The sequence below is a fragment of the Selenomonas sp. GACV-9 genome, assembly GCA_900116485.1.
Taxonomy (GTDB): domain Bacteria; phylum Bacillota; class Negativicutes; order Selenomonadales; family Selenomonadaceae; genus Selenomonas_A; species Selenomonas_A ruminantium_G.
Genome location: FPAX01000002.1, coordinates 41,453 through 53,643, shown reverse-complemented (window position 1 = coordinate 53,643; position 12,191 = coordinate 41,453). Strand labels below are relative to the sequence as shown.

At 54.9% G+C, this 12,191-nt stretch carries 11 protein-coding genes; 8 read left to right on the top strand and 3 right to left on the bottom strand.

Annotated features, from left to right (window positions below):
- Positions 1-25 precede the first annotated feature (25 nt).
- The 3 genes from cydB to BM322_RS03480 form a co-directional block, all read right to left on the bottom strand.
- Positions 26-1,039, bottom strand: coding sequence for a cytochrome d ubiquinol oxidase subunit II (gene cydB / locus BM322_RS03490; RefSeq protein WP_075428528.1), 1,014 nt, complete (start codon positions 1,037-1,039; stop codon positions 26-28).
- Entirely contained in the window at positions 1,039-2,406 is a 1,368-nt protein-coding gene (locus BM322_RS03485; protein ID WP_075428527.1) for a cytochrome ubiquinol oxidase subunit I, read from the bottom strand. The genes cydB and BM322_RS03485 overlap by 1 nt, the downstream gene beginning before the upstream one ends.
- Before the next feature lie 128 nt (positions 2,407-2,534).
- Entirely contained in the window at positions 2,535-3,764 is a 1,230-nt protein-coding gene (locus tag BM322_RS03480) for an HAD-IC family P-type ATPase (RefSeq protein WP_075428526.1), read from the bottom strand.
- A 145-nt stretch (positions 3,765-3,909) separates the two neighbouring features.
- Between BM322_RS03480 and ispE the strand changes: the two genes are divergently transcribed.
- The 8 genes from ispE (at position 3,910) to BM322_RS03440 (ending at position 12,165) form a co-directional block, all read left to right on the top strand.
- On the top strand, positions 3,910-4,770 hold the full coding sequence (gene ispE, locus BM322_RS03475) for a 4-(cytidine 5'-diphospho)-2-C-methyl-D-erythritol kinase (RefSeq protein WP_075428525.1): 861 nt from the start codon (positions 3,910-3,912) through the stop codon (positions 4,768-4,770).
- A gap of 50 nt (positions 4,771-4,820) precedes the next feature.
- Positions 4,821-5,549 (top strand): GntR family transcriptional regulator, encoded by a 729-nt coding sequence (locus BM322_RS03470; protein ID WP_075428524.1) that lies wholly within the window; start codon positions 4,821-4,823, stop codon positions 5,547-5,549.
- Positions 5,550-5,579: 30 nt separating this feature from the next.
- The gene (gene glmU, locus BM322_RS03465; RefSeq protein WP_075428523.1) at positions 5,580-6,947 is read left to right on the top strand and encodes a bifunctional UDP-N-acetylglucosamine diphosphorylase/glucosamine-1-phosphate N-acetyltransferase GlmU; all 1,368 of its coding nucleotides are present in this window, start codon (positions 5,580-5,582) and stop codon (positions 6,945-6,947) included.
- A gap of 147 nt (positions 6,948-7,094) precedes the next feature.
- The gene (locus tag BM322_RS03460; RefSeq protein WP_075428522.1) at positions 7,095-8,042 is read left to right on the top strand and encodes a ribose-phosphate pyrophosphokinase; all 948 of its coding nucleotides are present in this window, start codon (positions 7,095-7,097) and stop codon (positions 8,040-8,042) included.
- Positions 8,043-8,168: 126 nt separating this feature from the next.
- The gene (locus tag BM322_RS03455) at positions 8,169-8,849 is read left to right on the top strand and encodes a Crp/Fnr family transcriptional regulator (RefSeq protein WP_082334358.1); all 681 of its coding nucleotides are present in this window, start codon (positions 8,169-8,171) and stop codon (positions 8,847-8,849) included.
- Between the two features lie 115 nt (positions 8,850-8,964).
- A complete protein-coding gene (locus BM322_RS03450) occupies positions 8,965-10,245 on the top strand; it encodes an SPFH domain-containing protein (RefSeq protein WP_075428521.1) in 1,281 nt (426 codons plus the stop codon).
- A gap of 15 nt (positions 10,246-10,260) precedes the next feature.
- Positions 10,261-11,364 (top strand): hypothetical protein, encoded by a 1,104-nt coding sequence (locus tag BM322_RS03445; protein WP_075428520.1) that lies wholly within the window; start codon positions 10,261-10,263, stop codon positions 11,362-11,364.
- Between the two features lie 12 nt (positions 11,365-11,376).
- A complete protein-coding gene (locus BM322_RS03440) occupies positions 11,377-12,165 on the top strand; it encodes a YgcG family protein (protein WP_075428519.1) in 789 nt (262 codons plus the stop codon).
- Positions 12,166-12,191: the final 26 nt, after the last annotated feature.

The window sequence follows — 12,191 nt, the reverse complement described above, 5'->3', positions numbered from 1 at the left end:
TTTGACCGGTCAGATATTTCAGATATCAATGGGAGCTTTCACCATCCTCAGGCGTGATGCGTTGCCGGAAGATCCAGTAGGTCCAACCTTGATAGAGCAGGACGACCGGCACCAGGCAGGCGGCTGCGATGGTCATGATTGACAGTGTGTATTGAGTCGAGGCGGCGTTGGTGATGGTCAGTGACCAGTCAGGATTGAGGCTGGAGACCATGAGCCGCGGGAACAGGCCGGCAAAGAAGGCAACAGTCGTGGCACCAATTGCCAGCGAGCTCAGCACGAAAGCTGTGCGGGAATGCCCCTGGAACAAGCGTAGATACCCTACGATGAAGAAGGCACCAGCAGCCAGCAGGCACAGACCGCCAAGCATACTGTGGAAAAGGTCGGTATTGAGGAAGGTCAGGGCCAGGCAGAAGACAAAGGCGATGATTGCCAGTGCGCCAGCTTTGGCTGCAAGGGTCCTGGCCCGCAGGATCAGTCCGTGGCTGGCCAGACGCTGGGTCAGGAAGGCGGCACCATGGAACGTGAAGACGAATAGGAAGGTCAGACCGCCGATGATGGTGTAGGGCGTCAACAGGTCAAAGAACCCGCCGAGGTAAATCATCTTCTCGCTGATTGGCAGTCCCTGGATGAGGTTGGTGACAGCGACGCCCCAGAGGAAGGCGGGAATCGCGCTGCCGAAGCAGATAGCACCTTCCCAGAAATGACGCCAGCACGGCGACTCGTGACGGCCGCGCAGCTCGAAGGCCACGCCGCGCAGGATAAGAGCCACGAGCATCAGGAACAAGGCGAGGTAGAAGGTCGAGAACATCGTGGCATAGACATGGGGGAAGGCTGCGAATAATGCGCCGCCAGCCGTAATCATCCAGACTTCGTTGCCATCCCAGACTGGCGCAATCGTGCGCAGTACCTGTGTGCGTTCGTTGTCGTGGGGGCTCATGAAGGGCAGCAGCGTGCCGACACCATAATCAAAACCCTCGAGCAGGAAAAAGCCTGTGAACAGGACGACGATGAGCACAAACCAGATTACATTGAGTTCCATCATGAATCCCTCCCTTCAACGGGAATCGAGGTCGTGCGGATATGACGTAGTGCGATGTAGAGTGCGGCAATGGCCAGCAGTAGATAGATGGCCGTAAAGCCGATCATGGTCAGCCAGACAGATCCGGCAGTGAGGTTTGGCGACACGGCGTCGGCGGTTTTCTGCAGGCCAACGACAATCCAAGGCTGGCGTCCGGCCTCAGCGATGAACCAGCCGGCTGAGTTCGCTAGGAAGGGAACCGGCAGCAGGAAGGGCAGTGATTTGAGCAGTAGCGGGAAGGCCATGACGCGATCCATCTTGGCGAGGAAACCAATGGCCAGCGCAAGCATCAGCATAAAGCCGCCGGCTGCTACCATGATGCGGAAACTCCAGAACAGGGCTGGCACGTCAGGGCGATAGTCTCCAGGGCCGTACTTCGTCTGGTATTCTTTCTGCAGGGCGTTGATGCCCTTTACCTCGCCTTCTGGCTTATTGTAGAGCATGAAAGAGAAGACGCCGGGGACAGCCAGTTCGCTGTCGTTGCGATTCTTTTCCATGTTGATGTCGGCCATAATGGCAAACGGTGCGGGATTCTCCGTTTCCCAGAGGGCTTCCATCGAAGAAAGCTTCATCGGATTGGCCTCGGCAAGATACTGCGTGTGCATGTGGCCGCTGCCCATGACACCGAGGATGCCGATGATCATATAGATGGCACCGGCCTTGAGCGTCTGGGTGAAGGCCTGGCGTGAAGTTTCATCATAGAGCACCTTCCAGGCCGAGACCGCTAGCACGACAAAACCACCGGTGGAAATGCCAGCAAACAGAGCATGGGAATACTCGCCGATGACATAATGGTTCGTGAGCAGTGCGAAGAAGTCGGTCATGACGGCACGGCCATTTTCGATGGCAAAGCCGACGGGATGCTGCATGAAACTGTTGGCGACAAGAATCCAGAATGCCGAGATATTGCTGCCGATGGCGACGAGCCAGATGCAGGCGCAGTGAAGTTTCTCGGACAGCTTATCCCAGCCGAATACCCAGATGCCGAGGAATGTCGACTCGAGGAAGAAGGCCGTCAGTGCCTCAAGAGCCAGCGGCGCGCCGAAGATGTCGCCCATGAACCGCGAATACTCGGACCAGTTCATGCCGAAGTGGAATTCCTGCACGATACCGGTGACGACGCCCATGGCGAAATTGATCAGGAAAATCGTGCCGAAAAAGCGGACGAGCTTACGGCAGGTGGCTTTCCAGGCCGGGTGTTTCGTGCGGACATAGCAGGTTTCGAGCAGGGCGACGAAAATCGACAGCCCTAAGGTAATCGGGACGAACAGAAAGTGATACGTTGTCGTGATGGCAAATTGCCATCGGGATAAGAGCAAGGCTTCCATTTGATTCCCTCCTTTGCGGCGTAGATAAAAGACATAAATTCATCTTTTATTATAAATCAGAAAATTAAGAATTACAATAAAATAAAAACACCGCTTCCGTTTTCAGAAGCGGTGCAGTTCGCTGAAAATCAGGCACGCAAGGAATTCAAAAGAATCAGGACGGCAGCTGTCAGCTGCATGGCTGCTGCACAGAATGGCGGGAGAAAAGGTCCACCAAAAACGTGGAGCAGGCCAAGGGCTGGTGGCAGCAGGATAAGCCAGGTGACAGCTGCGATGAAGCGGTTCGTCTTGACGATGCCCATGGTCTTGCGGCTGATGTCGATCAGCGTGGATAGATCCCAAAGCTTGCCGCTCTGCAAGACAATGGAAAAGGTCATTGGAAAGGGGCGGGCAGGATTTTCCATATCGCCGGCTGGTTCTTCTGGCAACGCACCTACATGGATGCTGAGATCTGCCGCTGCCATGGCGGCTGTATCGCTGTCAAGGCTGCCGGCCATGGCCATGGTGGCACCATGGGCCCGCAGGAGCTGGATCTCACGGACCTTGTCCTGAGGGGAAAGGTTGGAGCAGACCTCGTCGAGGTGGGCCTGCTTGCGGACGGCATTAGCTGTGCGGCGACTGTCTCCCGTCAGCATGATGAGTTTGATTTTCTGGCGGTGCAGCTTATGGAAGGCCGTGATATTGTCCTGAGGAATCTCGTCAGCTAGAGCGATGATGCCACGGCAGTATTTGTCGTTGGCGACGAATACGGTGGTCTGGCCACGCTGAGCGAGCTGGTCAGCCTTAGTCAGCAGGTTGGCACTGATCTCGATGCCTTCCTGCTGCAGCCATTCGCCTTTGCCGACCCGCAGGGGCGAGCGGTTGATAAGTGCCTCGACGCCATAGCCTGGAAATTCGTTGGCTGCCGATAAGCGTTGCAGATGCTGGCGGCGCTCGATAGCCGTCCGGTAGATGGCCTGGAAGAGCGGATTGCTTGAGTCACGCACGGCTGAGGCGGCCAGTCCCAGCAGTGCTCCCTGGCTGATGCCCTCAGGGACGAGGGCGGCGATATAGGGGTTGCCCTCGGTGACGATGCCATCTTTGGCTACGACCAGCGTATCAAGTTTGGCTGTTTCGGCAATCACAGCTGGATGGGCCAGCAGGATCTCTTCTTCTTTTGCGGCCCGCTTGGCACCGCGTGCGAGGGCAACTGGCCGTGAGAGCCACAGCGGGATGGGCAGGGCGGCCAAGAGAATCGCAAAACCAATATTTATGATTTGAGGGAGTGGCAGGCCTGTGGAGTACCAATAGCCGCTCATTCCGGCAGCGAGCAATACGGCCAGAACGGTGAAATAACGGATGTTTGTTTGTTTTTTCATACGCATGACCTCATTTTTTCAGTTTTCTGATTCTTATTATCCTGCAAAATATGAAATTGTGCAATAGAGTTGGACGGAAACACTTGAACAGGGGGGGATTTATTGCTATCCTTATATAGAAAAGTTTGCGAAAGGACGTGGTTTCGTGATTAAGGTGGAGGGCAATGCCAAGATTAATCTTACGCTGGATATTCTGGGCAAGCGTCCCGATGGCTATCATGAAGTAGCGATGGTCATGCAGTCGATTGGCCTCAGCGATACGGTGGAGATGGAGAAGACGGATGGGCCGATTGAGCTTGCCATCAATGTTCCCTGGCTCAAGGCAGATGAGAAGAATCTGGCCTGGCGGGCAGCGGCACTTATAAAGGAAGAGTATGGCCTGACGGGTGGCGTGTGCATGAAATTGACTAAGCGCATCCCGGTGTCTGCTGGTCTTGCTGGAGGAAGTACTGATGCGGCAGCTGTGCTGCGCGGCATGAATGCGCTGTATGACCTGGATATTTCCGATGAGAAGCTCTGCGAGCTCGGTGCGCGTCTGGGCTCGGATATCCCGTTCTGCCTGCTCGGTGGCACTATGCTGTCGACGGGGCGCGGCGAGATACTGAAACGGCTGCCCGATATGCCGGAAACGTGGGTGGTCCTCGCGAAACCGCGCATCTCGGTTTCGACGGCCTGGGCGTATCAGAACTATGATGAGCAGGGGGCAGAAAAGCATCCGGACACTGAGAAGATCCAGCAGGAAATTGCCCGCGGCAATCGAAAAGCTGTAGCTGGATTGTTGTGCAATGTGCTCGAAAGTGTTACTATTAAAAAGTATGATGTCATTTCCCAGTACAAGCAGATGATGATGCAGCAGGGAGCTATGGCCAGCATGATGTCTGGCAGCGGCCCGACCGTTTTCGGATTGGCGGAAAGCAGGGAGGCAGCCGAAAAGATTGCGGCCTATATGCGCGAGCATACCGATGCCTATGTCTATGTCATCCGCACGACGGGGAAAGTACAGTAACCACAGATCATCACTAAATCACTAAGCTACCAGAATTGAGGGAATCGTAAATGGACAACAGATTAGCTCCCATTAAGCTTGACAGCTACCAACCGCTGCGCGAGGTCGTATGTGAGTCCCTGCGTGAGGCTATCCGCAATGGAATCCTGAAACCGGGCGAACGCATCATGGAAATCCAGCTGGCTGAGGAACTCGGTGTCAGCCGCACGCCGGTACGTGAGGCAATCCGCAAGCTGGAGCTCGAAGGCTATGTTGTCATGATGCCGCGTCGCGGTACCTATGTGGCGAGCATGTCGATCCGTGATATCAATGAGATCTTTGAGATCCGCACGGCGCTGGAGGCGCTGTCGAATGGCCTGGCTGCTGACCACATCACGGACGAGGAGCTCGAGCATCTGCAGCGGCTGCTCGTCATCATTGGCGGCTATATCAAAGAAGGCAATATGGAAAAGATCGTCGAGACTGATATCGAGTTCCATGATACGATGTACCATGCTGCCCGCAATACGCGTCTGGTCGGTATCATCTCGAATCTGCGCGATCAACTGACGCGTTTCCGTACCTTGTCCATGTCTTATCCGGGCCGTCTCGAGGCAACCCTCGAGGAGCATCGCCTGATCGTCGAGGCCATTGCCCAGGGCGACCGCAAGGCAGCCATCAAGGCAGCAGAGCGCCATATGGAAAATTCCGAGAAGACGCTGCTCAAGGCGATGGAAATCATGGATAAGAAGAGCGAGACCAAGACGAAATCCAAGAAGAAAAAAGCCGAGGACAAATGAGCCTCGGAGCAATAAAGGAGTAATTTTTACATGTCTGATTTAGTTACAGTTATCTTGGCTGCCGGCAAAGGCACCCGCATGAAATCCAAGCTGCCGAAGGTCCTGCACAAGGCTGCGGGCAAATCGATGGTGCAGCATGTCATCGATGCCGCTAAGGCTGCTGGCGCCAAGCGCAATATCGTCGTAACTGGTTTCGGTGGCGATGTGGTTCGTGAGGCTATCGGCGCTCAGGCTGAGTTCGTTGAGCAGAAAGAGCAGCTCGGCACGGGCCATGCTGTCATGCAGACGGCAGACCTGCTGAAGGATGAAACTGGCACGGTCATGGTTCTCTGCGGGGATACGCCGCTTTTGACGGGGAATCTCCTCAAGAAACTCTTTGATGCTCATGTTGAGGCTGGCGCCAAAGCTACGGTCCTGACGGCTATCATGCCGGATGCTACGGGCTATGGCCGCATCATCCGCATGGCAGATGGCTCGGTGCAGAAAATCGTCGAGCATAAGGATGCGACGGAAGAAGAGCGCCAAGTCAAGGAAGTAAATTCCGGTATCTATTGCTTTGATGCCAAGGCACTGTTTGCGTCTCTCGAGAAAGTCACGAACGACAACGCGCAGGGCGAGTACTATCTGCCGGATGTCCTCGAGATCCTGCAGAAGCAGGGCGAGAAAATCTGGGCTGTAGCTGCTGATGACTATGAGTCGACGCTGGGCATCAACTCCCGCCAGCAGCTGGCAGGTGCTGAGAAGATCCTGCGCCGCCGCAAGAACGAAGAGCTCATGGCTGAAGGCGTAACGCTGATGGATCCAGATACGACCTATGTCGATGCTGATGTCAAGGTCGGCCGTGATACGGTCATTTATCCAATGACCTGGCTCGAGGGCAACACGGTCATTGGTGAGGAATGCGAGATCGGACCGAGCATCCGTTTCCAGAATGTCAAGGCTGGAAATCATGTGACGGGCCAGTTCACCTATGCACATGACTGTGAGCTGGAGGATGGTGTCATCCTGGGGCAGTTCACCCATATCCGTCCGAATACCCACCTGGCTGAGGGTGTCAAGATCGGCAACTTCGTCGAGGTCAAGAACTCCACGGTGGGCAAAGGCTCCAAGTTGCCGCATCTTTCCTATATCGGCGATACCGATATGGGCTCGGGCTGCAACATGGGCTGCGGTACGATTACGGTCAACTATGACGGCAAGACGAAATTCCGCACGAAGATTGGCAACGATGCGTTCATCGGCTGCAACTCGAATCTCGTCGCACCGGTCGAGGTGGAAGATGGTGCCTATGTAGGAGCAGGCTCCACGATCACCAAGAAGGTGCCGAGCAATACGCTGGCAATCGCCCGTGCGCGTCAGACGAATATCGAGGGCTGGAAAGATAAGCGCAACAGCTGATAAGATTTTTAATGGAATTTTAAAAACAAATAAAAAGCTTTATGTTATTTTGTTACAAACAGTGCTATACTGTTGTATAAAGGGTGACTTTGCTCACTCAGGAGAAGAAAACTTTTAGTACAAAACGATTTGGAGGATTTTTACAAAATGGCTTTAGACACTGGAAACTTATGCATCCTTACCGGTAACGCGAATCCGGAACTGGCAAAAGAAATCGCTGACCATATCGGCGTCAATCTCTGCGATGCATATGTCGGTCATTTCAACAACGGTGAAACGCAGGTCATGATCAGCGAAAGCATTCGTGGCAAGGACATCTTCATCATTCAGCCGACGTCTTATCCGGTCAACGACAACCTGATGGAACTTCTGATTATGGCAGATGCCTGCAAACGCGCTTCGGCACACAGCGTTACAGCAGTTGTTCCGTACTATGCTTATGCTCGTCAGGACCGCAAGACCCGTGGCCGTGAGCCAATCTCCGCTAAACTCGTCGCTAATCTCATGGTTACGGCTGGAGTTACTCGTGTTGTTACGGTTGATCTCCATGCTGGTCAGATTCAGGGCTTCTTCGATATCCCGGTTGACCATCTGGCTGCTGCTCCGGTCATTGCCAACTACTTCCGTGAGCAGAAGCTTGAGGACGTGGTTGTCGTATCGCCGGACCTCGGTGGTGTTACGCGTGCCCGTATCCTCGCCGATCATCTGCAGGCTCCGATTGCCATCATCGAGAAACGCCGTCCGAAACCGGGCTGCGCTGAGGTCATGAACCTTATCGGTGATGTTGAGGGCAAGACGGCCATCATCATCGACGATATCGTCGATACGGCTGGTTCCCTCTGCGAGGGTGCCAAGGCCCTTGAGAAGCGCGGTGCAAAACGCATCTTTGCTTCCTGCTCCCATGCAATCCTTAGCGATCCGGCTGTTTCGCGCATCAACGAGTCCCCGATTGAGAAACTCGTCATCACGAACACGATTCCGCTGCCGCCGGAGAAAAAATCCGACAAGATCGTTACGCTGTCCCTGGCCGATGCTCTCGGCGATGTCATCATGCGCATCCAGAGCCATCGTTCGGTCAGCCAGCTCTTCCGCTAATCGAATACATTGGCTTTTCAAGCAGCCTGCTCTGTGGAGCGGGCTGCTTTTGTGCATGAGTTACAGATTCCGGCAGGTTGTTTCGCTATAATGAGAAATGAGTAGTTCGAAAGAGGAGGAGTATGTTTGGAAAAGAAAAAGAATGTTACCGACCTTTTTATCAAGCATTTTGATTTCTGGCCGCATCTGTCGGAACCGGAAAAGGATCTGATCAGTGCGCATACCAATATTGTCCGCTATACCAAGGGAACGCAGGTCCATCAGGGGCCTTTGGACTGCATCGGCGTGCTGCTCATAAAGAGCGGCCAGCTGCGCGTCTACACCATGTCCGAGGATGGACGTGAGGTCACGCTTTACCGTCTGTTTCCCGATGATGTCGGCATCTTGTCGGCATCGTGTGCGCTGGATGCTGTGACCTTTGACGTATATATCGACGCCGAAGAGGATACCGAAGTGCTGCTGACTGATGCGGTGGCTTTCCGGAAATTGGCAGACACCAATGTCTATGTGCGCTGCTTTGGCTATGAGAAGGCGGCAAATCGCCTGTCGGAAATGCTCTGGAAGATGCAGCAAGTACTCTTCCTGTCCGCTGACAGGCGGCTGGCCATCTTCCTGCTCGAGGAGAGTGAGAAACTGGGCGGCGATGAGATTCATATGACCCATGAACAGATTGCCCGCTTTATGGGAACAGCCCGTGAAGTGGTCAGCCGGCTGGTAAAATATTTCAATCAGGAAGGCTGGGTAAAGACAGCACGTGGCTGCATCCGTTTGACGAATCGGGAGGCCCTGCGGGATTTGGCGGGCTGAGTCTAGCAGGAAATACGCTGAGAGATGGCGAAGAAGTCATTATCTCAGCGTATTTTAGTATATGGGATGTATAATAACAGCGTTTTATTGCTGACAAGCAGAAAGGGGAAAGCATATGGGTCTCATAAAAGCAGCTGCTGGTGCTGTGGGTGGCGTACTGGCGGATCAATGGAAAGAATTCTTTTACTGTGACAGCCTGACGGCCGATGTCCTGGCGGCTAAGGGACAAAAGCGCACGAGCGAGCGGAGCTCGAATACGAGTGGAGAGGATAATATCATCTCCAATGGCTCGACGATTGCTGTCAATGACGGCCAGTGCATGCTGATCGTGGAGCAGGGCAAGGTGGTCGATATCTGTGCCGAACCGGGGGAATATGTCTATGACAAGTCGACGGAGCCATCGATATTTGGCGGCAATCTGCGCGAGGATATCAAGGCGGTCTTTGAGCGTATCGGCCATCGTTTTACCTATGGCGGCGACACGGGAAAGGATCAGCGCGTCTACTATATCAATACAAAGGAGATCATGGGCAACAAGTATGGCACGCCGAGCCCGATTCCCTTCCGGGTCGTCGACCAGAATATCGGACTTGATGTGGATATTTCCATCCGGTGTTTTGGCGAATACAGCTATCGGCTGACCAACCCTATACTATTCTATACGAATGTCTGCGGCAATGTGGAAGGCAGTTATGATCGTAGTGCGATTGACGGCCAGCTCAAGACGGAGCTCATGACGGCGCTGCAGCCGGCCTTTGCCAAGATTTCGGCCATGGGCATCCGCTACAGCGCCCTGCCGGGACATACGCAGGAGATTGCCGATGCCCTCAATGAGGTGCTGAGCCAGAAATGGGGACAGCTGCGCGGTATCGATGTCGTGTCGTTTGGTGTCAGCAATGTCAGTGCCAGTGAGGAAGACCAGCAGCTTATCAAGGAAATCCAGCGCAATGCTGCATTCCGCAATCCGACGATGGCGGCAGCGCATCTCGTAGGTGCGCAGGCTGAGGCGATGCAGACTGCGGCGGCCAACGAGGGCGGCATGGGGGCGGCCTTGGGCTTTATGGGCATGAACATGGCGGGGCAGGCCGGCGGCATGAACGCGGGCAATCTCTATGCGATGGGACAGCAGCAGGCAGCAGCGGCACCAGCTGCGGCAGCGCCTGCTGCCAGCTGGACCTGTGAGTGCGGGACGGCCAACGAGGGCAAGTTCTGCTCGAACTGCGGCAAGCCGAAACCTCAGGCCGAGTCGTGGACCTGCAGCTGCGGTCATGCCGGCAACACGGGCAAGTTCTGTTCGGAGTGTGGTAAGCCAAGACCAGCTGGCCCCTGGACCTGCGACTGCGGGACGGCCAATGAAGGGAAGTTCTGCTCGAACTGTGGCAAGCCGCGCCCGTAAAAAGGAGGGAGACAGATGGCAGAGACCTCTGTGAACTACAAATGCCCGAATTGCAGTGCGCCGCTTTCGTTCCAGCCCGGTCATGAGAAGGTCAGCTGTGAGTATTGCGGCAACGAATTCGAGGTAAAGACCATCGAGGAAATGTTCCAAAAGGAACAGGAGCGAGCTGCCCGAGCTGCTGAGGCGCAGGAGTCCAAATGGGCGACGGAGCAGGCCGGCAGCGAGTGGGCAGCAGCTGAGGCCGCGGCTCTGCGCGTCTGCACCTGTCCGTCCTGCGGTGCCGAAATCGTCTGTGATGGCAATACGATGGCAACGGAGTGTGTATACTGTGGCAATCCGACCATGATACCGAAGAACTTCGATGGCATGCTGAAACCTGACTATGTCATCCCGTTCAAGAAGACCAAGCAGGATGCGGTGGAGGCCCTCAAGGAGTTCTACAAGGGTAAGTGGCTGCTGCCAGCAGAGTTCAAGGCGCAGAATCGCCTGGAGGCCATCCAGCCGATGTATGTGCCGTTCTGGCTGTTTGATTCCTCGGTGTCAGCGCATGCGGGATTCCGCGCTACGCGAGTGCGCGTCTATGAGACTTCAGATGAGCGCATCACCGAGACTTCGTATTATGATTGCGAGCGCAGCGGCTCGATGGATTTTGCGCGCATTCCTGTGGATGGCAGTGAGAAGATGGATGATGCCTATATGGAAAGCATCGAGCCCTTTGACTATGCCGAGATGGTGCCATTCAGCACAGCATTCCTGACAGGGTTCCTGGCCGATAAATACGATGTCGATGCCGAGGCATCGGTGCCGCGGGCTGACAAGCGTATCGAATACAGTGCCGTAGGCGTGCTCCAGGAAAGCGTCATCGGCTATGATTCGGTATCATGCCAGTCCTCGGCCGTGATCAAGAACAGCGGCCAGGTAGCCTATGCGATGGTGCCTGTATGGATACTGACGACGCGGTATAAAGGGGAACCTTATACTTTCATGATGAATGGGCAGACCGGCAAGGTCGTCGGCAGCCTGCCAAGCGATAAGCGCAAAGAGGTGCTCTATCCAGCGGCTGTGTTCCTGCTGCTGCTGCCGCTCATGTATTACCTGGCGAAATTTTTTGTTGCTTGAGGAGGGGACGCGATGAAGAAGAGAATCGTTGCTTTGTTGTCAGTCCTCATCCTAGCTGTGATGATGACGACGGCATTTGCTGCTGGCAGCCTGACTGTCCCGCAGCATGAGAATGGCCCGGTGCCAAGTGTGGTGGATGAAGCCGGCCTATTGACGGACGCACAGCGGCAGGAATTGATGAGCCAGATCGATCAGGTGGAACGCGATCATGGCGTCCGGATTGCTGTGGTCACGCTCAAATCCCTGCACGGCAAGCAGCCGGGGGCGACAGCTGACAGTATCCTTGACCGGGATTATGCGGATGGGACTCACGGCAGCATGGTCTTGCTGCTGGCCATGGATTCCCGTGACTGGTATGTGTCGACGGACAATACGATGCGCAAGCGCATCACCGATGAAGGTGGGTTCAAGCATCTTTCCGAGGCGTTCCTGCCGCCGCTTAAGGAAAAGAAGTATGCGAAAGCCTTCCAGATGTATGCGGCGACGGCCGATGAAATGCTGGGCTATTATGAAGAGCAGGGGGAGCCGTATGATCCGGCCAGCGATTTCAACCTGTTGGCGCTTATCATAGCGATGGTACTGGCGGGGCTCGTTGCAATCGGCGTCTGGCAGATCCTGGTCAGGCAGCTCAACAATGTCATGCATGCAGTAGCTGCTGACACGTATCTGCAGCAAGACAGCGTTGCGCTGACGGAGCAGAGTGATACATATCTTTATACCAGCGTCACGCGCACGCGGAAAGCGAAAAGCAGCAGCCGCAGCTCTGGCGGCAGCCATGGTGGTGGCGGTGGCAAGTTCTAGGACATGATAAAAGCCTTCCCGGTTTT

Bases quoted from the DNA above. Each gene is read 5' to 3' on its own strand.
- cydB (WP_075428528.1), bottom strand. From the start codon at position 1,039: ATGGAACTCAATGTAATCTGGTTTGTGCTCATCGTCGTCCTGTTCACA.
- BM322_RS03485 (WP_075428527.1), bottom strand. From the start codon at position 2,406: ATGGAAGCCTTGCTCTTATCCCGATGGCAATTTGCCATCACGACAACG.
- BM322_RS03480 (WP_075428526.1), bottom strand. From the start codon at position 3,764: ATGAAAAAACAAACAAACATCCGTTATTTCACCGTTCTGGCCGTATTG.
- BM322_RS03470 (WP_075428524.1), top strand. From the start codon at position 4,821: ATGGACAACAGATTAGCTCCCATTAAGCTTGACAGCTACCAACCGCTG.
- glmU (WP_075428523.1), top strand. From the start codon at position 5,580: ATGTCTGATTTAGTTACAGTTATCTTGGCTGCCGGCAAAGGCACCCGC.
- BM322_RS03460 (WP_075428522.1), top strand. From the start codon at position 7,095: ATGGCTTTAGACACTGGAAACTTATGCATCCTTACCGGTAACGCGAAT.
- BM322_RS03450 (WP_075428521.1), top strand. From the start codon at position 8,965: ATGGGTCTCATAAAAGCAGCTGCTGGTGCTGTGGGTGGCGTACTGGCG.
- BM322_RS03445 (WP_075428520.1), top strand. From the start codon at position 10,261: ATGGCAGAGACCTCTGTGAACTACAAATGCCCGAATTGCAGTGCGCCG.
- BM322_RS03440 (WP_075428519.1), top strand. From the start codon at position 11,377: ATGAAGAAGAGAATCGTTGCTTTGTTGTCAGTCCTCATCCTAGCTGTG.